Below are 23,435 nucleotides of genomic sequence, written 5' to 3'. Positions count from 1 at the left end.
GAACTACAGGCGGCCCAACTCCCGCTCGGCCCGGGCGGCCAACCCATCAGCCCCACAAGCCCGTGCGAGGGCAAGCCCACGCTCCAACTCCTCAACGGCGCCCGAGGCGACCCCGTACTCGACCCGAGCCACAGCGTGCTCGTAGGCACACGGCGAGGCCTCAAGATAGGTCACGGCCTTGGCGTACAGGGCAACGGCACGAGCCCCCGTCTCCAGCGCCGCCGCACACCGAACCGCTTCGCCGATGGCCGTGTCCGTCCCGAACCGCTCGGCCTGCACGCGGGCGTCGGCGACGAGGTCGGCGGCCCGCCGCGGGTCCTCGTCGGCGAGCGCGCGGGCGAGGTCGTACGCCCAGGGCGCGAGCACGGTGTTGTACTGGCCGCGGGCCGTCAACGCCTTGGCGGTGGCCTCCAGTTCGTTGAGGCCGTCTTCCCGGTGGCCGAGCGCGAGCAGCAGCCGTCCGCGTACGGACATCGCGTCGGGGACGTAGATCGTGGAGGCGGAGGGCGGCGCGAAGCCGTAGTGGTCGGCGACGGCGCTGGCCTGCTCGGCGTGGCCGCGGGCGAGCAGGGTGTCGATGAGCATGCTGGCCGCCTCCCAGTGCATCGGGAGTCCGCCCTGGCCCACGCGGTCGGCGAGCCGCAGGCTTTCGCGCAGCGACTTCTCGGCGTCCCTGAGCCGTCCGCGCCTGCGGTGTACATAGCCGAGGAAGGCGTGCGCGAGCGCGAGGTGGCCGCCGCTCCAGCCCGCCGCCTCGTACGCCCTGACGGCCTCCGTGAACAGGCTTTCCGCGCGGTCGAGCCGGTCCGCGAACGCGTACGACCCGCCGAGCATCAGACGCAGCTCGAAGCCCCACTCGGTGTCGGTCCAGCCGAGTCCGGGCGCGAGCCGGCCGTTGACGAGGGCGCGGTCGCACAGTTCGACGACTTCTTCGGCGTTCTCGCCCCGGGTCATCGCGTCGAAGGCGCGCAGGATGAGCAGCGCGCGCTCGGCGTTGTCGCGGCCGGTCAGCGGACCGGCGAGCGCGGCCAGGCGCCGGGAGCGTCCCGGTGAGTCCTCCTCGCCCGCGTGGATGCCCTCCCACATGTAGTGCACGGCCTTGAGCCGCAGTTGGGCAGGGCCGTCGGGGAGCTTGGCGGCCTCCTCGGTGATGGCCCGCAGGCCCTCGCCGAGCTGGTCGTTGTGCACCAGGGCCTGCGAGAGCCTGCACACGGCGTCGACGCGCAGGTCCTGGCCGAGGCCGGTCATCGACAGTGCCTCGCGCAGGTGCCCGATGGTGGTGACGGGTGAGGTGAGCAGGGTGGCGCAGCCGAGTTCGTACAGCACATGGGCGTGTACCTCGGGGCGGGGCGGCTCGCGCAGGGCCCGCTCCAGACAGCGCCGCGTCGGGCGCGCCGACGGCGAGATGTTCGGTGGCGGCTGCGCGGAGCTGTCCGACGAGTTCCGGATCGTCGTCGGGGTGGACTTCGAGGAGGTGCATGGAGGCTGCGGCGGCGCCGCGCCCGGAGTGGGTGACGGCCCAGGCGGCGCGGCCGTGGAAGGCGGTGCGCGTGGCCGTCGGCATGGACGCGTAGACGGCCGAGGCGATCAGCGGGTGGACGAACTCGAGACCCTGGTCGCCGCGGCTCACGATGCGCGCGGTGCACAGCCGGTCGGCGCAGCGCTCCGCGTCGTCCAGCGGCATGGGGATGAGCGAGGCGGCGAGCTCCACGGAGATCTCGGAGCCGAGGATGGCCGCGGACCAGGCGAACTGGGTGACGTCCGTGCCGAGTTCCTGGATGCGGGCGACGAGGCCGCGGCCGCGTGCGGAGCGGTTGAGGGCGCGCAGTTCGGCGGCGGAGCTCTCCACCGGCTCCATCTCGCTGTCCTGCACCTTGGCGAGCAGTTCGACGGACTCGTACGGATTGCCGCCGGTGACCGCCCAGACCTCGCGGCAGAACGGGGCGTCGGCGTGCTCGCCGAGGGTGGCGCGGGTCAGGCCCGCGGCGGCGTCCGGGGTGAGGGCGCGCAGGACGGTGGTGGGGCGGGCGGCCTCGCCGATGCGCGTGAGGTGGCGGGCGCTGTCGCCGCCGGCCTCGCCGGGCCGGTGGGCGACCACGATGAGCACGGGCAGGTCGGCGAGGCGCTCTGCGAACGCGGCGAGCCAGCGCAGTGTCTCCTGGTCGGCCCAGTGCGCGTCGTCGACGATCAGGACCAGCGGCCAGTGCACGCGGGCGAAGCGGGACACCACGTCGACGAGGCCGTCGCACACCGCCTGCGGCTCGGGCCGTCCGCTGCCGGGTTCGGTGATGCCGAGGGCGGGGCCCGCGATGTCGTGCCAGTCGCCGAGATATTCGCGGGACACCTCTGGCGAGAGCGAGACCAGGACCGGTTGCAGGAGTTGCCGCACGACGTTGAAGGGGACCGTGGAGACGGTCTCGCCGCCGCGGGCGACCAACACCTTGGCGCGGCGGGCCAGTGCCATGCGGCGTACTTCCGAGAGCAGCGCGGTCTTGCCGATGCCGGCCTCGCCGCTGAAGACGAGCAGACTGCCCTCGGTCGTCATCTCCGAGCACAGTGCGGACAGCGCGTGCTCGGCCGCGGCCAGTTCCGCGTCACGCTCCCACAACGGGGCCCAGGCGCCACCTCCGGGCCGTCCCTGCGTCATCGCGCTACCTCCCGGGGTCGCTCAATCGACGTACAGAACTTGAGACTAGCCGGGTCGGGGCCGTCGCGGAGAGCGGTCCGCGCAGGTACTCCCGCAAGGGGTGACGCCGAGTCATATGCCAGGTCGCCGCGGTGCCCCCGGGCAGCGGCGCGGCGGGGCGACGCACAGACGCCGGCGCGGGCGGCCGGTGGCCTCTACAGGCGTTCGATCACAGTCACGTTGGCCTGGCCTCCTCCTTCGCACATCGTCTGGAGGCCGAACCGGCCGCCGGTGCGCTCCAGTTCGTGAAGCAGCGTCGTCATCAGCCGGGCGCCGGTGGCACCCAAAGGGTGGCCCAAGGCGATGGCCCCGCCGTTGATGTTGACGCGCCCGGGGTCGGCGCCGGTCTCCTTGAGCCAGGCGAGGACGACCGGCGCGAAGGCTTCGTTGATCTCGACGAGGTCGATGTCGTCGAGGGTCAGGCCGGTCTTCTTCAGGGCGTGCGCGGTGGCGGGGATGGGCGCCGAGAGCATCCGGATGGGGTCCTCGCCGCGCACGGACAGGTGGTGGATCCGGGCGCGGGGCCTCAACCCGTGGTCGCGGACGGCCTGTTCGCCGGCCAGGAGCAGGGCGGCGGCGCCGTCGGAGACCTGGGAGGAGCAGGCGGCGGTGATGGTGCCGCCGTCCATGACGGGCTTGAGGCCCGCCATTTTCTCCGCCGTGGTGTCGCGGCGCGGTCCCTCGTCGGCGGAGACGCCCGCGAGCGGGGCGAGTTCGCGGTCGAAGCGGCCCTCGTCGGCCGCGCGCAGGGCCCGTTGGTGGGAGGTGAGCGCGAACTCCTCCATGTCCGTGCGGGAGATGCCCCACTTCTTGGCTATCAACTCGGCGCCGTGGAACTGGTTGACGGGCTGGTCGCCGTAGCGGGCGCGCCAGCCCTCGCTGCCCGCGAACGGGCCCTCGGTCAGGCCGAGCGGTACGGCGGCCTGCCGGGACGCGAAGGCGATGGGGATCATCGACATGTTCTGGGTGCCGCCCGCGACGACGAGGTCCTGGGTGCCGGAGAGGACGCCCTGGGCGGCGAAGTGCAGTGCCTGCTGCGAGGATCCGCACTGCCGGTCGACGGTCACGCCCGGCACCTCCTCGGGCAGTCCGGCCGCCAGCCAGCTCGTGCGCGCGATGTCCCCGGCCTGCGGTCCGACGGTGTCCAGGCAGCCGAAGACGACGTCCTCCACGGCGGCCGGGTCCACGCCCACGCGCTGGATGAGCGCCTTCAGGACGTGGGCGCCCAGGTCGGCGGGGTGCACGGCGGCGAGGCCGCCGCCCCGCTTGCCGACGGGCGTGCGGACCGCCTCGACGATGTAGGCCTCGGCCATGGCTGCGTACTCCTCGCGGTCTTGGCGCCGTACGGCGACGGCGCGCGCTTACGTGCGTACGGCGATGCCGTCCAGGACCATCGACAGGTACTGGCGGGCGATCTCCTCGGGGCTGTGGCCGCCGCCGGGGCGGTACCAGGACGCGGCGACCCACACGGTGTCGCGCACGAAGCGGTAGGCGAGGCGGATGTCCAGGTCGGCGCGGAAGACGCCGTCGGTGACGCCGCGCTCCAGCGTCGTCAGCCAGGCCTTCTCGAACCGCTGCTGGGACTCGACCAGGTACTCGAACCGGGTCTGGGAGACCAGGTGCTTGGACTCCTTCTGGTAGATCGCGACGGCGGAGCGGTGCCGGTCGATCTCCCGGAAGGACTCGGTGACGAGGGCTTCCAGGGTCTCGCGCGGGCCGAGCGGCGCGGACAGGACGCTGTCGTACCCGTCCCACAGCTCGGTCAGGAACGTGCGGAGGATCTCTTCGAGCATCGACTCCTTGGAATCGAAGTGGTAGTAGAGGCTGCCGGCGAGCATGCCCGCGGCGTCCGCGATCTTGCGGACCGTCGTGGCGTTGTAGCCCTGTTCGGCGAAGACGTCCGCGGCGATCCTCAACAGTTCTTCGCGCCGCTCGGGCGAGGGGGTCACCGGGGGCTTCTTCTGCTGCTTCTGTTTCGGCACACGGTCATTCTCCGCCTAGGGGTGCCGGCTGCTGACGGAGACCGTCTCGCCCGTCATGTACGAGGAGTAGCCGCTGGCGAGGAAGACGATGACGTTGGCTATCTCCCAGGGCTCGGCGGCGCGCCCGAACGCCTCGCGCGCGGTGAGCTCGTCGAGCAGCTCGCCGGAGGTGACCTTGGCCAGGTGCGGGTGCAGGGCGAGGCTGGGCGCGACGGCGTTGACGCGGATCCCGTGGGGCGCGGCTTCGAGGGCGGCGCAGCGGGTCAGGGCCATGACTCCGGCCTTGGCCGCCGCGTAGTGCGCCTGGCCGGGCTGGGCGCGCCAGCCGAGCACGGAGGCGTTGTTCACTATGACGCCGCCGCGGTCGGCGGCGCGCAGGCGGCGCAGGGCTGCTCTGGTGCAGCGGAACGTGCCGGTGAGCGTGACGTCGATGACCTTGTCCCACTGCTCGTCGGTCATCTCCGTGAGCTCCGCGGTGCCGCCGAGGCCCGCGTTGTTCACGACGACGTCCAGACCGCCGTGGCGCTGCTCGGCCAGCTCGAACAGGGCCCGGACCTGGGACTCGTCCGTCACGTCGCAGGGCGTGCCGTGCACGCGCTCGGCGCCGAACTCGTCCGCGAGCTGCTCGACCGCCTCCTTCGTGCGGCGCGGGTGCGCGTCGCCGATGACGACGCGCGCGCCCTCCTCCAGGAAGCGGCGCGCGGTGGCGCCGCCTATGCCGGCTCCCGCCGCCGCGGTCACGACGGCCGTGCGGCCGTCGAGCAGGCCGTGCCCGGCCACGTACGAAGCCTCTGTCGCGCCCATCCCTGACACCCCCTCAACTCCACCGGCCCTCGACGATTGTCTGCCCCACACGCTAATCTACCAAACACTTGTTAGGGAAGATGTCCGAGCGAGAGGTGGACCGGCGATGGACCTCGACTTCAGCGCGGAGGAAGAGGAGTTCAGGCGCGAGGCGCGGGCCTGGCTGGCCGCGCATGTGCCGGCGCGGCCGCTGCCCTCGCTGGAGACGGAGGAGGGCTTCGCCGCCCACCGCGCCTGGGAGGGGGAGCTGGCGGCGGACCGCTGGTCGGTGGTGTCCTGGCCCGAGGAGTACGGCGGGCGGGGCGCCGGAATCGTGAAGTGGCTGCTGTTCGAGGAGGAGTACTACGCGGCGGGCGCCCCGGGCCGGGTCTCGCAGAACGGCATCAGCCTGCTCGCGCCGACGCTCCTCGACCACGGCACGCCGGAGCAGCGTGCGCTGCTGCTGCCGCCGATGGCGAGCGGCGAGACGATCTGGGCGCAGGCCTGGTCGGAGCCGGAGTCGGGCTCGGACCTGGCGTCGCTGCGGTCCACCGCCCGGCGGGTGCGGGGCGGTTGGGTCCTGAACGGGCAGAAGACGTGGTCGTCGCGGGCCGCGTTCGCCGACCGCGCGTTCGGCCTGTTCCGCAGCGACCCGGACACGGACCGGCCGCACCGGGGCCTGACGTATCTGATGTTCCCCCTCGACGCGGAGGGCGTCACCGTGCGGCCCATCGGCCGCCTGGACGGCAAGCCCGCGTTCGCCGAGCTGTTCCTGGACGACGTGTTCGTGCCCGACGAGGACGTGATCGGCGAGCCCGGCCAGGGCTGGCGGATCGCGATGTCGACGACGGGCGACGAGCGGGGTCTGACGCTGCGTTCCCCGGGCCGCTTCCTCGCGACGGCCGACCGACTGCTGCGCGACTGGCGGGCGCACGGCGACCCGGCGGACACGGCGCTGCGCGACCGGGTGGCCGACGCGGTGCTCGGTGCGCGCGCGTACCAGCTCTTCACCTGGGCCAACGCCTCGCGGCTCGCGGCCGGTTCGTCCGGTGAGGCCAGTGAGTCCGGTCGGTCGATGGGCGCGGAGTCGAGCCTCAACAAGGTGTTCTGGTCCGAGTACGACATCGCGGTGCACGAGACGGCACTGGACCTGCTCGGCACGGAGTGCGGCGACTGGACCGAGGGGTACGTCTTCGCGCTCGCCGGGCCGATCTACGCGGGCACCAACGAGATCCAGCGCGACATCATCGCCGAGCGGCTGCTCGGCCTGCCGAAGGGACGCCGGTGATGCGGTTCTTCCTGGACGACGAGCAGCGGGCGTTCGCGCGCTCCCTGGACGGCATGCTGACGGCGGCGGACGTACCGGGCGCAGCGCGGGACTGGGCCGCCGGGGAGCACGCGTCCGGCCTCGCGGTGTGGCGGCGGCTCGGCGAGGCAGGGGTGTTCGGCCTCGCGGCACCCGAGGAGTACGAAGGTGTGGGACCGCTGCCCGTGGAGACTGCCGTCGCCTTCGTGGAGTTGGGCAGGCACGCGGTGCCAGGTCCCGCCGTCGAGACGGTGGCGGCGGTGGCGCTCCTGTCGCGACTGGCGGGGCTGGGGGTGCCGGAGCCCCCCAAGCGGTTCCTTCCGGCGCTGGTCGGCGGCCGGGTGAGCGCGACGCTGACGCTCACCGGCACCCGCACCAACACCGGGCCGCTCGCGCTGGACGCGGACACCGCGGGGGTGCTGCTCGCCGCCGGGGACGGGGAGGTCCGGCTCGCGCCCGGCCAGGCGGGCACGCGCGCGTCCCTCGACCCGACGCGGCGGCTCGGACGGCTCCTGCCGGGCGGGGAGTTGCTGGCGTCCGGGGAGCCTGCGGACGCCGCCGCCCGCCGGGCCCTCGACTGGGCGGCCCTCGCGACGGCCGCCCAGTGCCTCGGCGTCGGGTACGCGCTCCTGGACCGGACGGTGGCGTACGTGAAGGGGCGTACGCAGTTCGGCGTGCCGGTGGGCTCGTTCCAGGCGGTCAAGCACCGCCTCGCGGACGTGCTTGTGGCCCTCGAGTTCGCGCGACCGCTGGTGTTCGGGGCGGCGGTGTCCTTGCGGGACGGGAACCGGGCGGCCGCGCGCGTGGACCTCGCCGCGGCCAAGGTGACCGCCGGCGATGCGGCCCACCACGCGGCCCGCGCGGCACTCCAGCTGCACGGGGCACTGGGGTACACGGCCGAGTACGACCTCTCCCTGTGGCTGCTGAAGGCGCGGGCGCTGCGGGGGGCTTGGGGCGGGGCGGGGATGTGGCGGGGGCGGGTGGTGGAGGGGGCCGGTGGGAGTTGAGGGGGTGGGGCGGCGAGGTGTGGGTCGGCAGGGCGGGTGAGGAGGCGAGCAGGGGGGCGGCCGGGCCGAGGAGGAGGGGACCAGGAGCAGCCGGATGCCGGATCCAACCGCCGCCCGCGCGCCGCCCGCGACGAGCCTGGCGAGGAGGGGGCCGCGTAGCCGAGATGAGGGGCCGCGTGGTCGAGAGGTGAAGACATGAGCCGGGAGAGGTGCGGAGGCGAGCGGGGGCGCGCCCGAGGAGGGAGGACTTGAGGTGGGCGAGGTGCAGGGGCGAGCGGGGGCCCTGCCGAGGGGCACCCCCACAGCCGCACGCGCGGACGAGGGTGACGTCTTCGCCGTACGCAATCACCGCGCGCACCGAACCGGCGCGACCGGAAGTGTCTTCCCCAGGCGAGCCAGCGGAGACAGTGCCATCAGCACCGGGGACGCCATCATGCCGACGGCCGTCACCAGGAGTGCGGTGCGCAGCCCCCACTCCCCCGCGAGCCACCCGCCGAGCAGCGAGCCCAGCGGGGTGGTCCCCATGCCGGCGAACGTGATCGTCGCCGCCGCGCGGCCCTGCATCCCGTCCGGCGTGAGGGCCTGCCGGACGGCCATGACCGTGACGTTCACCAACTGGCCGAAGACCCCGAACACGAAGTTGACCGCGAGCAGCACCGGGACCGTCACGGCGGCGGGTCCGTGCAGCACCGGCAGGCACAGCAGTACGCCGTCGCCGAGCGCCGCGGCGCACACGAGCACCGTCCCGTACCCGAACCGCCCCGGCAGCCGGGCTGCGAGCAGCGAGCCCAGGAGCGCGCCCGGCCCCGTCGCCGCGAGCGCGAGGCCGACGGCGGTGCCCGACAGATGCAGTTCCCTGGGCAGGAAGAGCAGATACACGGTCATCAGGGCCGCGAAGGAGAACTGGAAGGCGGCCGACGCGAGGCCCACGGTGCGGAGCGCGGCGTCGTGGACCACGAAGCGGAGCCCTTCGTGGATCCGCCGCCACACGCTCGGGGCACGCCCAGCAGGCCCCGCACAGCCATCGCACCCGGCACGCCCCGCACGCCCGTCGGGGAACGACTCGCGCTCCGGCGACGCCTCGACCCGGCGGATCCGGCGTATCGACAGAAAGGACACCCCGAAGAACACCGCCCCGGCCGCGACACCCGCCGCCGCCGACAGCACGGACACCAGGGCCCCGCCGAGCGCGGGCCCGCCGATCTGCGCGGCGGACCGGCTGCCCTCCAACGCGCTGTTGCCGCGCACGAGTTGATCGCGAGCCACCAGACGTACGAGTGACGCCTGGTACGCCACGTCGAAGAACACGGACAGGACGCCGACGGCGAAGGCGACCGCGAGCAGCAGCGGCAGACCGGCCGCGCCGAGGAGTGCGGCCACGGCCGCGCCGCCCAGGGCCAGTGCCCGCCCGGCGTCCGTCAGGACCATCACCGTGCGGGTGCGCCACCGGTCCACCCACGCGCCCGCGAACAGCGCGAACAATAGGATCGGGGCCTGTCCCACCGCGCGCAGGGCGCCGAGTTGGCCCGCGTCGGCGTGCAGGGTCAGCACGGCGACGAGCGGCAGGACCACCAGGCTGGTGTGCTCCCCGACCTGCGAAGCGGTCTGGCCGAGCCAGAGCCTGCGGAAATCGGAGTCCCGCCACGGACTGGAAGAACGAGGAGAACGAGAAGAAACCGACGGCACAAGAACCCCAGAGAATCACCCACGACAAGACGGCCCCGCCCGGCGACAAACGCAGAACAGTAGCCTGAGGGCGGTCGGCGCGAAATCTGTTTTGCTCCCGACGACGGCTCCGGCAAGTTGTCAGCCCGTCGAGGGGGTCCCTCCCTGCTCCTTAAGAGCTTGGGGGAGTTTGAGGACGAGCGCGAAGCGCGATCAGCGGCCACCCCGGCCAACGGGACCTTGTGGTCAACGGCCCAGGGAAACCCGCACAGTGAGAGAAGGAGACCTTCGTGAGAGTGATCGGCCTCATGTCCGGCACCTCCCACGACGCCATCGACGCGGGCGCCGTAGACCTCACCCTCGACGGCGACAGCCTCCACCTCACCCCCCTGGGCGTGATCAGCCGCGCGTACGACGACGACCTGCGCGCCGCCCTGACCAAGGCACTGCCGCCGTCCCGCACCACCATGGCGGACGTCTGCCGCCTGGACACCCGCATCGGTCAGGCCTTCGCCGCGGCCGCCACGGAGGCCGACCGGGAACTGTGCGACGGACGCGCGGAGTTGGTCGCCTCGCACGGGCAGACCGTCTTCCACTGGGTGGCCGAGGGGCGGGTGCACGGCACGCTCCAGATCGGCCAGGCCGCGTGGATCGCGGAGGCCACGGGCCTGCCCGTGGTGGCGGACTTCCGGCCGCGGGACGTCGCGGCGGGCGGCCAGGGCGCGCCGCTCGTCAGCCTGGTCGACCAGCTGTGGCTGCGCGGCCGCCCCGGCACCCCCATCGCCCTGAACCTGGGCGGCATCGCCAACATCACCGCCCCGGACGGCACCGCGTTCGACACCGGCCCGGCCAACGCGCTGATCGACGCGGCGGTGCGCGAGCTGACGCCCCAGGGCCGCGAGCAGGACCTCACGTACGACAGGGACGGCGAGATCGCCGCACGCGGCACCGTGCACGGCGACCTCCTGGCCCGACTGCTCGCCGAGCCGTACTACGCGCTGCCCGCGCCGAAGACGACCGGCAAGGAACTGTTCCATCCGGCCTATCTGCGCCGGGCCCTCGAGGGGTACGAGGCCCTCGCACCCGAGGACGTCGTCGCGACGCTCACCCGGCTCACGGCCGTGACGGTGGCCGACGCGGTGCGTACGGCGAAGGCGAGCGAGGTCGTCGCGTCCGGCGGCGGCATCCGCAATCCGGTGCTGATGGCCGCGCTGCGGGCCGAGCTGGGGCCGGGCGTGCCGGTGCGGGCCTCCGACGAGTTGGGGCTGGCGTCGGCGGCGAAGGAGGCGTACGCCTTCGCGGTCCTCGGATTCCTCACAGTGCACGGCCTGCCCGGCACCGTCGCGGCGAGCACGGGCGCGCGGCACGCGAGCGTGCTGGGTTCGCTCACTCCGGGACGTACGGGGCTGCGCCTGCCCGGACTGACCGAGGACGCGCGGCCCCCGCGACGGCTCGTCGTCGACGGACACTGAAATCGGCACCACACTCGGCACCACAATCGGCACCACACCGAACCACATGCCACCGCACCGACGCCGCACCGCCCGGCACCGCACCCGGAGTTGACCGACTCCGCCCCATCGGCCGAAAAGCGCCGACCCCTCTCATCCCACTTTCACGCGGTGCTCATACGCTGACGCCCATGACGCACGCGACTCCCCCGGGCTGGTATCCCGACCCCGGGCAGATACCTGGCGGCCCACCGTCCGAGCGGTGGTGGGACGGGAACATGTGGACGGATCACGTCCGCGCGCCGGGCGGGGCCTCGCCCACCGCACCCGCTTCCCCCACCGCACCCACCTCCCCCGCCTTCCCCATGTACCCGCAGCAGCCGCCGCAGCCCTCGCGGCGCCGGATGCGTACGGCGATCGTCGTCGGGGTCGCCCTCGCGGTGCTCGCGGGCATAGGCGGCGGCGTGTACGCGCTGACCTCGGGCGACGACGATGACGGCGACGACAGCGCCAAGTCCCCGGCCCCGTCCGCCCCTTCGGAGCCCGGCAAGGGCGGCGGCAGCGAAGAGCCCGACAGGCCGGGCGAGTCCGATGCGCCCGGTCCTTCGGAGGGGCCGCCGACCGAGAAGGGGTTCGCCACCGACGCCGCGAGCGGCATCAGCATCCCGGTCCCGGACGGCTGGCAGGGCACGTCGAGCGGCCGCGGCGCGAGCGTCACCACCGGCAGGTACAAGTGCCCGGGCGACGGCGCGCAGACCTGTGTGCGCGGCGGCGCCTTCTCCACCCCCGCCATCGCGTTGAAGATCAAGGAGACCGACCCCGAGGCGGCCGCGAAGGCGGACATCGAGAAGAACGCCGAAGAGTCCTACGGCGGCAAGATCTATGGCGGCAAGCTGGTTTCCCACAAGCAGCTCGCGTCCAAGTCGGTGACCGTGGCCGGGAAGAAGGGCTACCTGGTCCGCTGGAAGGCGGTCAACCGCAAGGGCTCGGACGGCTATGTGCAGTCACTGGCCTTCAAGTCGCCCGCCGACGACACGACGATGGTGATCGTCCGCTTCGGCATCGACGACCACGACGAGGCGCCGTCGGTGTCGTACATGGACAAGATCACCAAGGGCATCAAGAAGGCCCGTGGCGGGGGCGGCGGCGCGGGGGGCGACGGCCAGCAGGTCTGACCCGCACACGCGGGGAGCCGGTGCCGGGCGGGCCGAGTGCGATCGGCCCGCCCGGCACCGGGAGGTGCGCCGCCCCCGTCCCCACGGTGCGGCGCCCGGCGGGCCCGGTCCGGTCATCCCGCGGACCGGGGCCCACGTTCAGGTGGCCGGGGCGTCCTGCCCGGTCGGGGCGCTCCCCGCGGCCGGACGGCCCGGCCCCTCCGTAAGCCCGAGAACCGGCAGCAGCACCGCCTCCACGAAGCGCCCCAGATAGTCCTCGTCCGCGTTCTTGCCCTCCAGGAGCGGGCGTGCGCGCAGCACGCCGAACAGCTGGACCGTGACGAACTCCGCCGCCGGATGGCCCGCGGCGATCTCCCCGCGCGCCACCGCCCGCCGCACGAACTCGTCGATCGCCTCCACCTCGGGCTCCACGAGCGCCTCGCGCAGCGCGTGCTGAAGGTCCTCGTCCTGGAGCACGGCGTGGCTCAGCGCCTGCACGATCATGGTGTCCCGCCAGGCCCAGGTGGCCGCCGCGCGCGCCGCCGCGCGCAGGTCACCGGCGAGCGAACCCGTGTCGATGCCCGCGAACCGCACGCAGCGGTTGGCGCGCAGCGCGGCCGCCACGAACTGGGGCTTCGTCTTCCACTGGCGGTAGAGCGTGGACTTGCTGCACTTGGTGCGGGCGGCCACACCCTCCATGGTCACGGCCTCGTAGCCGCACTCGCGGAGCTGGTCGAGGACCGCGTCGTAGAACTCCTGCTCACGCTCGGGCGTGATCTTCGAGCGGCGCGACATCGCCTGCTCGCAGAGCTGCTGCTCGTGAAGGCGTTCCGGCGGCGTCATCTCTCGTCTCCTCGGTGCGGCGGCCCGGTCGGATCAGTTTCCGCGGACCCCATCGATACGCCAGTGTACCGGTACGCTCCCGTATCGGTACACTGGCGTATCGATGTGTGGAACAGGGACTCACACATCACCGCACCACCCAGTCGTCACGTAAAGGGGCCGGCGGATGGATTCCCGCACCGAGTCTGCGGAACAGGAGCCGGAGATAGCCTCCGGGCGGCCGGACACCCCTGCCCGGCCGCCTCTCCTACGCGAGCTGCTCCTCGTCGTCGGGCTCTTCCTCGTCTACAAATTCGGCAGGCAGCTCGCCAACGGCCATACCGACGAGGCGTTCCGCAACGCGCACCGCGTGTGGGACGCCGAGCGGTTCCTGCGCCTGCCGGGCGAGGGCTCCGTCCAGGACGCGCTGCTGGGCGGCGGCGACACCCTCGTCCACGTCGCGAACACCTACTACGCGACCGTGCACTTCCCGGCGACGCTGGCGTTCCTTGTGTGGCTGTACGCGCGCCGGCCCCGGCACTACGTCTGGGCGCGGCGGATCCTCGCCGCGCTCACCGCCGCCGCGCTCGCGCTGCACCTCGGCTTTCCGCTGGCGCCGCCGCGGCTCCTCGACGCGGCGCACCTCGTGGACACGGCGCAGGTGTACGGGCCTTCGGTGTACGCCGCCAAGCCCGCGACCGACTCGATGGCCAACCAGTTCGCGGCGATGCCGTCGCTGCACTTCGGGTGGGCGCTCATGGTGGCCGTCGGCCTGATCGTCGCGACCAGCTCCCGCTGGCGCTGGCTGTGGCTGCTGCATCCGCTGTTCACACTCCTTGTGATCGTCGGCACCGCCAACCACTACTGGCTCGACGCCGTCGCGGCGACGGCGCTGCTCGGCATCGCCCTGGCCGTGCTCCGCCTGCCGCACCCGGCGCGGTCGCGGATCGTACGGCGCTCGGCCCCGGCGTCCGCGCCGGTCCCGGCCCCTGCGTCTGTCCCAGCCCTCGCGCCGACCCCGGCCCCCGCGTCGGCGCCACCCGGAAGCCGACCGACCGCCCGTCCGGCAGTCCCGGAAGCCCACCAGGCACCGCAGGCCCCTGCACCCCAGCTCGCCACCTCCGCCGCCGGAGCCCCCGCCCCCGGAGGCGACCGGTGAGCGCCACCCTGCTCGCCGTCGCGCTCTCCCTCGTCTCCGCCGCCGCGTACGCCACCGCCGCCGTCGCCCAGGAGCGCCTCGCCGCGCGCATGGCGGCGACCGGCGGCCAGGTGCTGCGGCTGCTCGGCAGCGGGGCGTGGTGGTCGTCGGTCGGCCTGAACGCGTCCGCGGCGCTGCTGCACGTGGCGGCGCTGAAGTTCGGTCCGCTCACCCTGGTGCAGCCGCTCGGCGCGCTCACGCTGGTGGCCGCCGTGCCGCTGGGCGCGCGGCTCGCCGGACGGCGGGTCGGCCGCCTCGAATGGCGCGGCACGGGGCTGACGCTCATGGGCCTCGGCGCCCTCCTGCTCACCGCGTCGGGACCCGAGCCCGACGACACGCTGTCGCTCGGGGAGGCCGTGACGGTCGCGGGCGTGACGATGGCGGTCATCGGCCTGCTCTCGCGGCCCGGCACGCGTCCAGGGCTGCGGCACGCGACCGCGTCCGGCTTCGCGTCGGGCGTCGCCTCCGCGCTCACGCAGACCGTGACGGTCGCGGCCACCGACCGCGAAGGGCCGCTGCTGAGCGCGCGGGTCGTGGTCGTGGCGCTGCTCGTCGCCACGTTCGCGGTGGGCGGGCTCCTGCTCTCCCAGACCGCGTACCGCGGCGGCCTCGGCGCGCCCCTCGCCGTCGTGACGCTCGCCAACCCCGTGGCCGCGTCGGCCATCGGCATCGCCCTGCTCGGCGAGCGGCTTCGGGGCGGCGTCGCCGGCGTGCTCCTCGCGGCGGCGGGGGCGGCGGTCGCCGCGTACGGAGTGGTGGTGCTGACGCGGTCGCCTCGGGTCGCACTGCTCGGGGCGGAGCAGGCGAACGGACCGGGTGCCGCCCCCGAGGCCGAGCCCGGAGCCACGTCATGGGAAGAGGCAGCGGGCTACCTGCCCTCGATCCCGGTCCAGCCCGAACCGGGCGCCGCGCTTCCGGTCACGCCCCGCCGCTGAGCGCTTCGCCCTGCGGGTGCGTTGTGGCTGGTCGCGCAGTTCCCCGCGCCCCTTCGGGGCGCTTCCCGAACCGCAGTGGAATCGTCAAGCCCGCACGTCGCGTACGTGCCCTACGACACGTACACAACCGTCACCCAAGCCCCCGGCTGTCCTGCTTCAGCGCCGTGTCGACCGTCAGGGCCGTCGCCACGACCAGGCTCAGGAGCGGGTCCGGGAGCTGGTAGTGGATCTGCAGGACGTAGTTGTCGGCCGTCGTGAACATCGTCTTCGCGAGGCCTTCCCAGGTCTTGGTGATCCGGGCGACCTCGTTGTCCGAGTGGTCGACGATCGAGAAGTTCCAGGCGCGCCAGTTCTCCGCCTTGATCGCGCCGACCTGCTGGCCGTTCACGATCATCGCGAAGTTGATCTTGCCGATCATGTTCTGCTGGACGATCTCGCCGACGGGCTGGCCGTCCGGGCGCTCGACGACGACCCGCGACTTCATGAACTTCCGCGGGCGGGTCATGAGCATCTGGGGCGTGCCGTGGGCGTCACGGATCTCCAGCTTGTGCGTCATGAACTGGTCGAGGCTGGAGACGAAGCGGGCGACCTTCTTGATCGCGCTCTGGTCGACCTGGACGACCGAGCCGATCTGGTTGCCGGACTGATCCATGACGGTGTACTCGTTCGTCAGCTCGATCAGCTTGGCCTTCTGGTTCACCACCAGGACCGGCTCGGTGAACAGTGTGCCGCCGCCCTGGGAGGTGGGGGCGACACCCGCCTGCTGCTGCACCTGGCGCTGGACCTTGGCCGGGTCGACGGCCGGGACCGCCGGCTGGCCGTGGGCCTCGAAGGCCTGGCCCTGGGCGGGCGCCGCCTGGGCCGGGGCCTGGGCGGGAACCTGGGACTGCGCGCCCTGCGGGGCCTGGTTCGTGTGGTCGGTCCACTGCGAGCCGTCCCACCAGCGGAGCAGCTGAGGGGCGCCGTGCGGGTCCGCGTACCAGCCTGCAGGTGTGTTCGAATGCGTTGTCACCCGGGCACACTACCCCGCACTCCTATGCGCCTGACCAGCCCCTTGCTGGAGGCGAAGCTAGAGCCGCACCTCCACCCGGAGGTCGCCGTCGGCCTCACGGAGGGACACGGCACCCACCCGCCCCGCCGCCCGCACGTCCGCCTCCGCAAGGGAGAACCGGTCGAGCGCCTCGCGCCGGGCGTGCACCACGACCTCGCCGACCTCCGCCCGCATGGACAGCTTGGCCAGCGACTTGGCCTTGCGGACGGCGGCGATGACCTCGGACGCCGTGGTGAGGACGGCGGCGTCGTCGCCGGGCGCCCGCAGCCGTTCGGCCGACGGCCACGAGGAGCGGTGGACGGACCGGACGGACCCCTTCGCGTACCAGGACCAGATCTCCTCGGTGACGAACGGCAGGACGGGCGCGAACAGCCGGACCACCGTGTCCAGCGCGGTGAAAAGGGTCGCGCGCGCCGAGTCGCGGGCGGCCGGATCGCCGTGGTCGCCGTACGCACGGGCCTTGACCAGCTCCACGTAGTCGTCGCAGAAGCGCCAGAAGAATGTCTCGGCGCGCGCGAGCGCCCGTGCGTAGTCGAAGTCGTCGAAGGCGGCGGTCGCCTCCTCGACGGCGTCGGCGAGGTCGGCGAGCAGCGCGCGATCAATCGGCTCAGTCACCGTGGCCAAGTCGCCGCCGCCGAGGCCGAGCACGAACCTGCCGACGTTCAGGAGCTTGGTGGCGAGGCGGCGGCCGATCTTCATCTGGCCGGTGTCGAAGGCCGTGTCGGTGCCGGGCCGCCCGCTCGCCGCCCAGTACCGGACCGCGTCCGAGCCATGTTGGAGGAGCAGGTCGGCCGGGGTGACGGCGTTGCCCTTCGACTTCGACATCTTCTTGCGGTCGGGGTCGAGGATCCAGCCGGAGATCGCCGTGTGCCGCCAGGGCAGCGTGCCGTGCCCGGTGTGGGCGCGCAGGACGGTGGCGAACAGCCAGGTGCGGATGATCTCGTGGGCCTGGGGGCGCAGGTCCATCGGGAAGACGCCGGCGAACAGCTCGGGGTCGGCGAGCTGCCGTCCGGCGATCTGCGGGGTGAGCGAGGAGGTCGCCCAGGTGTCCATGACGTCCGGGTCGCCGGTGAAGCCGTGCGGCTCGTCGCGCTGCGCCGCGTCGTAGCCGGGCGGTGTCTGCGCGCTGGGGTCGACGGGCAGGGCCGCCACGTCCGGCACGATCGGGTGGGCGTGGTCGGGCGCGCCGCTCGCGTCGAGGGGGTACCACAGCGGGATGGGGACGCCGAAGAAGCGCTGCCGGCTGATCAGCCAGTCGCCGTTGAGCCCGGCGACCCAGTTGTCGTAGCGGACCCGCATGTGCGGCGGATGCCACGTCAACTCCTGCCCCCGCACGAGGAGTTCGCCCCTTAGTTCCTCGTCGCGGCCGCCGTTGCGCACGTACCACTGGCGCGTGGTGACGATCTCCAGGGGCTTGTCGCCCTTCTCGAAGAACTTCACGGCGTGGGTGACGGGCCGTGGTGCGCCGTGCAGTTCGCCGCTGTCCCGCAGCAGGGCGACGATCCGCTCGCGCGCGGTGTGCGCGGTGGCTCCCGCCAGTCGCGCGTACGCGGCCACGGCGTCCGGCGCGTCGACGCCACTGGGCGGCTCGGCGAGGAAACGGCCGTCCCAGCCGATCACCGGCCGCGTATCGAGGCGCAGCTCGCGCCACCACGTGACGTCCGTGGTGTCGCCGAACGTGCAGACCATCGCGATGCCCGTGCCCTTGTCGGGGGCCGCCAAGTGGTGCGCGACGACGGGGACTTCGACGTCGAAGAGCGGGGTGCGGACGGTCGTGCCGACGAGGTCGCGGTAGCGCTCGTCGTCCGGGTGCGCGACCAGCGCCACGCACGCCGGGAGCAGTTCGGGGCGGGTCGTCTCGATCAGGACGGTGCGGCCGTCCGCGCTGTGGAAGCCGAGCCGGTGGTACGCGGCGGGCCGCTCCCGGTCCTCCAGCTCGGCCTGCGCGACCGCCGTCCGGAAGGTGACGTCCCACAGCGTGGGCGCCTCCGCGAGGTAGGCGTCGCCGCGCGCGAGGTCGGCGAGGAAGGCCCGCTGGGAGAGGGCGCGGGCCTCGGTGCCGATGGTCCGGTACGTACGCGACCAGTCGACGGAGAGTCCGAGGCGGCGCCACAGGTCCTCGAAGGCCTTCTCGTCCTCGGCGGTGAGGCGTTCGCACAGCTCGATGAAGTTCCGCCGGGAGACGGGTAGTTGCTGCTTTCCGGGCTGCTCGGGCGGGGTGAAGTCGGGGTCGTACGGAAGCGTGGGGTCGCAGCGGACGCCGTAGTGGTGCTGGACGCGGCGCTCGGTGGGCAGGCCGTTGTCGTCCCAGCCCATGGGGTAGAAGACGTTCTGGCCGCGCATGCGCCGGTAGCGGGCGATCGCGTCGGTGTGGGTGTACGAGAAGACGTGGCCGACGTGCAGCGAGCCGCTGACGGTGGGCGGCGGGGTGTCGATGGAGAAGGTCTCGTCACGGGGCCCGGTCCGCGCCCTCTCGGCGTCGAAGGCGTATACGCCGTCCTCTTCCCACCGCCGGGACCATTTCGCTTCGAGCCCGTCGAGGACGGGCTTGTCGGGGGCGCCGCTCGGGCGGTGGGGGTGGGTCATGCCCACGCATGCTAGGGCGCCGGGGGCGGGGCGTTCAGGGATTTTCGGCGGGCCTTGCGAGGCGCCCCGATCGGCGCTCCAAGCCTCGCCAGGGGGCGGGCTGTAGCCCGCCCGGCGTTTGAGGGCGAGGCGCGGAGCGCCGATCAGGGGGAAAGGGGCGAAGCCCCATGCGGCAAATCCTCAGGCAGTGGCGATGGCGGGGTCACTCACTCCGGCCTGCCCGTTCTCCACGTGTCCGGCAAGCCTCCGCAGGAACCCCGCGTCGGTGTCGGAAACGACGGTCAGGTCGTACCAGCGCTTGGAGGCGCGCAGGTCCACGGTGTGCTGGACGGACGCGCCGGGCTTGACCTTGAAGGTCTCCTTCGCGCCGCCATAGGCGTTGGTCACCGTCAGGTTGGCGTCGGCGGCGCCCCCGTTGGTGAACGTCAGCTTGATGTTGCCCGTCGCCTTGTCATGGCGGGCGGTGACCTCCGGCCCCGCCTTCTTGCCGGGGTTTTTGAAGGCACGCAGGAAGCCGTTCGGCCCGAACACGGTCAGGTCGTGGCTGCCGCCCGAGTACGCCGAGTTCCAGGCGTCGGACAGCGTCTTGCCCGCCTCGGTGGTGTACGTCCACGGACCATCGGTGCGGTTGCCTGAGCGCACGTGGAAGCACACGCCCGCAGCGTCACCGCCGCCGAAGGTCAGCTTGAACTTCCCGTCGGCGGGCGTCGCGAGACCGTCCACCACGGGGGCGTACGGCAGCGCCCGCGCGCGCCGCGAGCCGCGCTCCTGCTTGGGCAGGGCGGGGCTCGCGGGCGGCTTCGGGTAGTAGTCGGGGTGGCGGTCGTCGTCCGGCGGCTCGTAGGCGGCGGTGTCCGGCAGGTCGGCCGGGTCGGTGTCCTTGCCGGTGAAGTCGAACGCGGCCGTCAGGTCGCCGCAGACGGCGCGCCGCCACGGCGAGATGTTCGGCTCGTGCACGCCGAAGCGCTTCTCCATGAACCGGATGATCGACGTGTGGTCGAGCACCTGCGAGCACACGAACCCGCCGGTGCTCCACGGCGACACGACGACCATCGGGACGCGCTGGCCGAGGCCGTAGTGCCCGGCCGCGTACTGCGCGTTGCCGGGGAAGTAGTCCAGCTTGGTGTCGACCGTCGACAGGCCCTGGTTCGCCGAGGAGGGGACGTACGGCGGCACGATGTGGTCGAAGTAGCCGTCGTTCTCGTCGTAGGTGATGAAGACCGCGGTCTTGCTCCACACCTCCGGGTTGGAGGTCAGCGCGTCCAGGACCTTCGCGATGTACCAGGCGCCGTAGTTCACCGGCCAGTTGGGGTGCTCGGTGAAGGCCTCGGGCGCGGCGATCCAGGAGATCTGCGGCAGCTTGTCGGCCTTGACGTCGGCGGTCAGACGGTCGAAGAGGCCGTCGCCGGCCTTGGCGTTGGTGCCGGTGCGGGCCTTGTCGAAGAGCGGGTCGCCGGGCTTTGCGCCGCGGAAGGTGTTGAAGTACAGCAGGGAGTTGTCGCCGTAGTTGCCGCGGTAGGCGTCCTCGATCCAGCCCCATTTGCCCGCCGCGTCCAGGCCGTCGCCGATGTCCTGGTAGACCTTCCAGTCCACACCGGCCTGCTGCAGGCGCTCGGCGTACGTCGTCCAGCCGTAGCCCGCCTCCTGGTTGCCGAGGACCGGGCCGCCGCCCTTGCCGTCGTTGCCGGTGTGGCCCGTGAGCATGTAGTAGCGGTTGGGGTCGGTGGCCCCGATGAACGAACAGTGGTAGGCGTCACAGACGGTGAAGGCGTCCGCGAGGGCGTAGTGGAACGGAATGTCCCCACGCGTCAGATATGCCATGGTCCGCTCGGACTTGGCGGGGATCCACTGGTCGTACGCGCCGTTGTTGAACGCCTTGTGCCCGCCGGCCCAGTCGTGGTCGAGGCCCGCGATGAACTGCATGCCCAGGTCGTCCGCGTCCGGGTGGAACGGCAGGACTTCCTTGCCGCCGCCCGCCTGGTGCCACACCGGCTTGCCGCTGGGCAGCGTCACCGGGCGGGGGTCGCCGAAGCCGCGCACGCCCTTCATGGTGCCGAAGTAGTGGTCGAAGGAACGGTTCTCCTGCATCAGCACGACGATGTGCTCGACGTCCTGGATGGAGCGCGAGCGGCGCCGCGCGGGCAGGGTCGCGGCGCGGCCGATGCTCTCGGAGAGCACGGAGAACGCCGCGGTGCCGCCCGCCAGTTGCATGAAACGGCGCCGGTTGAGTTCAGGCATGGGGAAATGACCTCGCGTGATGTGTATGTGGGGGGACGTGAGCGGGTGAAGTGTGTCAAGGCGAGCATGGTTACGGAAGGGGCGGGCGGCACCGTGTCGCAGGGCAGGTGTCCGCGTTGCGGGAGCGTGAACTCTGCCCTGCCCAGGAATGCGGGAAGGATGCCTCTCCTTGTGATCGTTGAGAAGTTCCGCGCGCCGCGGGGCGCGCGGGGCACAGGTCGCAGGGAGCGGAGCGAGGACACATGGCCAAGGCGTACGTATTCACCCGGCACGGCGGCCCCGAGGTGGAGGCCCTCGTCGACCGGGAGCCGCCGGAGCCCGGGCCGGGCGAGCTGCTGATCGCGGTGCGGGCGGCGGGCGTGAACCCCGTCGACTTCAAGCTGCGCGGCGGCTATCGCAGGCCGGGCCAGGCGCCCGCGGAACTGCCCGAGGTGCTCGGCAGCGAGGCCGCGGGCGTGGTGGCGCGGACCGGGCCCGGCGTCGAGGGGTTCGCCGTGGGGGACGCGGTGTTCGGGTCCACGCTCACCGGCGGGTACGCCGAGTACACGCTGCTGCCCGTCGCGGTGGCCGCGCGCAAGCCGTCCGGCGTCTCCTTTGCCGAGGCCGCGACGCTGCCGGTGGCCGCGGCCACCGCCTACGACGGGGTGCGTCAGCTCGCGCTGCCCGCCGGGGCGACGCTGCTTGTCACCGGCGCGGGCGGGGGTGTGGGCGGCAACGCGGTGCGGCTCGCGCGGCACTTGGGGCTGCGGGTGATCGGTACGGCGAGCGAGGGCAAGAAGGACTTCGTCGAGTCCCTCGGCGCGGTCCATGTGGCGCCGGGGCCCGACCTCGTGGAGCGCGTCCGCGCCCTCGCCCCGGACGGCGTCGACGGCGTCTTCGACCTGGTCGGCGGGGAGCATCTGCGGACGGTCGCGGAACTGGTCGCGGACCGCACGAAGCTCATCACGGCGGGCGGCAAGCAGGTCGTGGCCGACCTTGGCGGCTCGCCCGTGGCGCGGGCCCGGGACGCGGCCACGCTGGAGGCGGTGGCCGAACTCGCCGCGGCGGACGTGCTCCGGCCGCACATCACGGCGACGTTCCCGCTCGCCCGCGCGGGCGAGGCGCTGCGGGCCGTCGAGACGGGGCACGCGCTGGGCAAGGTCGTGATCGAGGTGGGGACGTGAGGGCGCCGACGCGAGGTCCGGCGCGAGCCCAGTCGCAGCCTCAGGCGCCGAACCGGCCCTCGGCGCAGGCCTCCACGCAGCCGCCGGCCCAGGCACCACCTCAAGCACTGCCTCAGCCCCCGACTCCGGCCCCCACCGGCTTCAACGTCCCGCACCCCCTCGACAACCCCGGCCACGCCTCCCTCACCGGCCCGCACGCGCGCTTCGCCGAGCGGCGGGGGCGCGTCGTGCGCTACCCGCACGACGTGTCGCCGTGGCTGGGGATCCCGGCCGAGCCGGACGCGGCGGACTGGGCGGACCTGGCCGCCTTTGCCGGGCCGGGGGGCCAGGTGCCGCTGCCCGGGGTGACGGCGGACGTGCCCGACGGCTGGGAGCTGACCTTCGACATCACCGGGGTGCAGCTCGTGGACGACGGCGGCCTCGCGGCGGCGCCGGACGCCGAGGCGGTGCGGCTCGGCCCCGGCGACGTACCGGAGATGCTGGCCCTGGTGGCGCGCACGGAGCCCGGCCCGTTCCGGGAGCGCACCATCGAACTCGGAACATATTTGGGCATACGTCACGAGGGCGCCCTGATCGCGATGGCCGGGGAACGGCTGCACCCGCCGGGCTGGACGGAGATCAGCGCGGTCTGCACCGACCCGGCGTACCGCGGCCGGGGCCTCGCGTCCCGCCTCGTACTGGCCGTGGCGTACGGAATTCGGGAGCGCGGCGAGACTCCGTTCCTGCACACGGCGGCGCGCAACACGGGCGCGATCCGGCTGTACGAATCATTGGGCTTCCGGCTGCGGCGGCACATCCCGTTCCGGGCGGCGCGGGTGCCGGGGTAGCAATCCGTCCCGAAAAAGAAAAAGACGCCGTTCCAGTCCGATTGATACCTTCTCGATCATGCGTGCTCTCGGTGAAAAAGAAATACGTGCGTCGTTCGTGAACTGTTCCAAAGGCGAGACACGGCGCCTCAGCCTGCCCGCGGACTTCACCGGGACGCCCTGGTCCGACCTGGACTTCCTGGGCTGGCGTGACCCCAAGGCCCCGGACCGCGGCTATGCCGTGACGGAACGGGACGGCGAACTCGTCGGCATCGCGCTGCGCGCCTCCACGGGCGCCCGCCGCTCCGCCCTGAAGTCCAGCATCTGCTCGGTGTGCGTGACCCCGCAGGCAGGTTCGGGCATCACGCTCCTCGTCGCACCGCGCGCGGGCGAGGCCGGACGCCAGGGCAACACGGTCGGCCTGTACATCTGCGCCGATCTCGCCTGCTCCCTCTACGTACGCGGCAAGAAGCAGTCGGCCCTGGCCCGCCGCTTCGAGGAAAGCCTCACCCTGGAAGAGCAGAACGAGCGCACGACGCGCAACCTCAACGGCTTCCTGGACCAGGTGCTCGGGCAGGCCTGACGCGGAGCAAGTCTGACGC

17 protein-coding genes and 1 pseudogene are annotated in these 23,435 nt (G+C 72.8%); 9 read left to right on the top strand and 9 right to left on the bottom strand.

Annotation, left to right across the window (positions count from 1 at the left end):
• Positions 1 to 3: 3 nt before the first annotated feature.
• The 4 genes and pseudogenes from IEY91_RS04620 to IEY91_RS04605 all read right to left on the bottom strand — a co-directional run bounded on the left by IEY91_RS04620 (position 4) and on the right by IEY91_RS04605 (position 5,472).
• Positions 4 to 2,647, bottom strand: a pseudogene (locus tag IEY91_RS04620) (ATP-binding protein).
• Positions 2,648 to 2,841: 194 nt separating this feature from the next.
• Positions 2,842 to 3,999 carry an acetyl-CoA C-acetyltransferase gene (locus IEY91_RS04615; protein WP_164318447.1) on the bottom strand — a complete coding sequence of 386 codons (1,158 nt, stop codon included), beginning with the start codon at positions 3,997 to 3,999 and terminating at the stop codon, positions 2,842 to 2,844.
• Positions 4,000 to 4,047: 48 nt separating this feature from the next.
• The gene (locus tag IEY91_RS04610) at positions 4,048 to 4,668 is read right to left on the bottom strand and encodes a TetR/AcrR family transcriptional regulator (RefSeq protein ID WP_189172955.1); all 621 of its coding nucleotides are present in this window, start codon (positions 4,666 to 4,668) and stop codon (positions 4,048 to 4,050) included.
• Between the two features lie 15 nt (positions 4,669 to 4,683).
• Complete coding sequence (locus tag IEY91_RS04605) at positions 4,684 to 5,472, bottom strand: SDR family oxidoreductase (protein WP_189172954.1); 789 nt, start codon at positions 5,470 to 5,472, stop codon at positions 4,684 to 4,686.
• 106 nt (positions 5,473 to 5,578) lie between these two features.
• On the opposite strand from IEY91_RS04605, the gene IEY91_RS04600 reads away from it, so the two are divergent.
• Positions 5,579 to 6,739, top strand: coding sequence for an acyl-CoA dehydrogenase family protein (locus IEY91_RS04600; RefSeq protein ID WP_189172953.1), 1,161 nt, complete (start codon positions 5,579 to 5,581; stop codon positions 6,737 to 6,739).
• Positions 6,739 to 7,764 carry an acyl-CoA dehydrogenase family protein gene (locus IEY91_RS04595; protein ID WP_189172952.1) on the top strand — a complete coding sequence of 342 codons (1,026 nt, stop codon included), beginning with the start codon at positions 6,739 to 6,741 and terminating at the stop codon, positions 7,762 to 7,764. The genes IEY91_RS04600 and IEY91_RS04595 overlap by 1 nt, the downstream gene beginning before the upstream one ends.
• 345 nt (positions 7,765 to 8,109) lie before the next feature.
• Here the strand turns inward: IEY91_RS04595 and IEY91_RS04590 are convergent, their stop codons facing one another.
• A complete protein-coding gene (locus IEY91_RS04590) occupies positions 8,110 to 9,450 on the bottom strand; it encodes an MFS transporter (protein ID WP_189172951.1) in 1,341 nt (446 codons plus the stop codon).
• Between the two features lie 269 nt (positions 9,451 to 9,719).
• On the opposite strand from IEY91_RS04590, the gene IEY91_RS04585 reads away from it, so the two are divergent.
• Both IEY91_RS04585 and IEY91_RS04580 read left to right on the top strand, forming a co-directional pair.
• Complete coding sequence (locus IEY91_RS04585) at positions 9,720 to 10,901, top strand: anhydro-N-acetylmuramic acid kinase (protein WP_189172950.1); 1,182 nt, start codon at positions 9,720 to 9,722, stop codon at positions 10,899 to 10,901.
• Between the two features lie 170 nt (positions 10,902 to 11,071).
• Positions 11,072 to 12,055, top strand: a complete 984-nt coding sequence (locus tag IEY91_RS04580; protein WP_189172949.1) for a DUF2510 domain-containing protein — start codon at positions 11,072 to 11,074, stop codon at positions 12,053 to 12,055.
• A 138-nt stretch (positions 12,056 to 12,193) separates the two neighbouring features.
• Here IEY91_RS04580 and IEY91_RS04575 read toward each other — a convergent pair whose 3' ends face one another.
• Positions 12,194 to 12,877, bottom strand: coding sequence for a TetR/AcrR family transcriptional regulator (locus IEY91_RS04575; protein WP_189172948.1), 684 nt, complete (start codon positions 12,875 to 12,877; stop codon positions 12,194 to 12,196).
• A gap of 166 nt (positions 12,878 to 13,043) precedes the next feature.
• Here IEY91_RS04575 and IEY91_RS04570 point away from each other — a divergent pair, with 166 nt between their 5' ends.
• Positions 13,044 to 14,015: a phosphatase PAP2 family protein gene (locus IEY91_RS04570; protein ID WP_189172947.1), complete on the top strand. Its 972-nt coding sequence runs from the start codon at positions 13,044 to 13,046 to the stop codon at positions 14,013 to 14,015.
• On the top strand, positions 14,012 to 14,989 hold the full coding sequence (locus IEY91_RS04565; RefSeq protein ID WP_189172946.1) for a DMT family transporter: 978 nt from the start codon (positions 14,012 to 14,014) through the stop codon (positions 14,987 to 14,989). The genes IEY91_RS04570 and IEY91_RS04565 overlap by 4 nt, the downstream gene beginning before the upstream one ends.
• Positions 14,990 to 15,119: 130 nt before the next feature.
• Here the strand turns inward: IEY91_RS04565 and IEY91_RS04560 are convergent, their stop codons facing one another.
• The 3 genes from IEY91_RS04560 to IEY91_RS04550 all read right to left on the bottom strand — a co-directional run bounded on the left by IEY91_RS04560 (position 15,120) and on the right by IEY91_RS04550 (position 20,864).
• On the bottom strand, positions 15,120 to 16,001 hold the full coding sequence (locus tag IEY91_RS04560; protein ID WP_189172945.1) for an LURP-one-related family protein: 882 nt from the start codon (positions 15,999 to 16,001) through the stop codon (positions 15,120 to 15,122).
• A gap of 57 nt (positions 16,002 to 16,058) precedes the next feature.
• Positions 16,059 to 18,626 (bottom strand): valine--tRNA ligase, encoded by a 2,568-nt coding sequence (gene valS, locus IEY91_RS04555; RefSeq protein ID WP_189172944.1) that lies wholly within the window; start codon positions 18,624 to 18,626, stop codon positions 16,059 to 16,061.
• A 180-nt stretch (positions 18,627 to 18,806) separates the two neighbouring features.
• A complete protein-coding gene (locus IEY91_RS04550; RefSeq protein ID WP_189172943.1) occupies positions 18,807 to 20,864 on the bottom strand; it encodes a phosphocholine-specific phospholipase C in 2,058 nt (685 codons plus the stop codon).
• Between the two features lie 242 nt (positions 20,865 to 21,106).
• Here IEY91_RS04550 and IEY91_RS04545 point away from each other — a divergent pair, with 242 nt between their 5' ends.
• The 3 genes from IEY91_RS04545 to IEY91_RS04535 all read left to right on the top strand — a co-directional run bounded on the left by IEY91_RS04545 (position 21,107) and on the right by IEY91_RS04535 (position 23,416).
• Complete coding sequence (locus IEY91_RS04545; protein ID WP_189172942.1) at positions 21,107 to 22,027, top strand: NADP-dependent oxidoreductase; 921 nt, start codon at positions 21,107 to 21,109, stop codon at positions 22,025 to 22,027.
• 107 nt (positions 22,028 to 22,134) lie between these two features.
• Entirely contained in the window at positions 22,135 to 22,854 is a 720-nt protein-coding gene (locus IEY91_RS04540; RefSeq protein ID WP_189173134.1) for a GNAT family N-acetyltransferase, read from the top strand.
• A 58-nt stretch (positions 22,855 to 22,912) separates the two neighbouring features.
• The gene (locus IEY91_RS04535; RefSeq protein ID WP_189172941.1) at positions 22,913 to 23,416 is read left to right on the top strand and encodes an FBP domain-containing protein; all 504 of its coding nucleotides are present in this window, start codon (positions 22,913 to 22,915) and stop codon (positions 23,414 to 23,416) included.
• Positions 23,417 to 23,435 lie beyond the last annotated feature (19 nt).

Origin of the sequence: Streptomyces lasiicapitis, from assembly GCF_014646335.1 — a bacterium.
GTDB classification, from domain to species: domain Bacteria; phylum Actinomycetota; class Actinomycetes; order Streptomycetales; family Streptomycetaceae; genus Streptomyces; species Streptomyces lasiicapitis.
Note: the sequence above shows the minus strand (reverse complement) of the source record. Positions and strands in the feature narration are given on the sequence as shown.

Bases quoted from the DNA above. Each gene is read 5' to 3' on its own strand.
- IEY91_RS04580 (WP_189172949.1), top strand. From the start codon at position 11,072: ATGACGCACGCGACTCCCCCGGGCTGGTATCCCGACCCCGGGCAGATA.
- IEY91_RS04615 (WP_164318447.1), bottom strand. From the start codon at position 3,999: ATGGCCGAGGCCTACATCGTCGAGGCGGTCCGCACGCCCGTCGGCAAG.
- IEY91_RS04595 (WP_189172952.1), top strand. From the start codon at position 6,739: ATGCGGTTCTTCCTGGACGACGAGCAGCGGGCGTTCGCGCGCTCCCTG.
- IEY91_RS04600 (WP_189172953.1), top strand. From the start codon at position 5,579: ATGGACCTCGACTTCAGCGCGGAGGAAGAGGAGTTCAGGCGCGAGGCG.
- IEY91_RS04570 (WP_189172947.1), top strand. From the start codon at position 13,044: ATGGATTCCCGCACCGAGTCTGCGGAACAGGAGCCGGAGATAGCCTCC.
- IEY91_RS04605 (WP_189172954.1), bottom strand. From the start codon at position 5,472: ATGGGCGCGACAGAGGCTTCGTACGTGGCCGGGCACGGCCTGCTCGAC.
- IEY91_RS04545 (WP_189172942.1), top strand. From the start codon at position 21,107: ATGGCCAAGGCGTACGTATTCACCCGGCACGGCGGCCCCGAGGTGGAG.
- valS (WP_189172944.1), bottom strand. From the start codon at position 18,626: ATGACCCACCCCCACCGCCCGAGCGGCGCCCCCGACAAGCCCGTCCTC.
- IEY91_RS04535 (WP_189172941.1), top strand. From the start codon at position 22,913: ATGCGTGCTCTCGGTGAAAAAGAAATACGTGCGTCGTTCGTGAACTGT.
- IEY91_RS04550 (WP_189172943.1), bottom strand. From the start codon at position 20,864: ATGCCTGAACTCAACCGGCGCCGTTTCATGCAACTGGCGGGCGGCACC.
- IEY91_RS04575 (WP_189172948.1), bottom strand. From the start codon at position 12,877: ATGACGCCGCCGGAACGCCTTCACGAGCAGCAGCTCTGCGAGCAGGCG.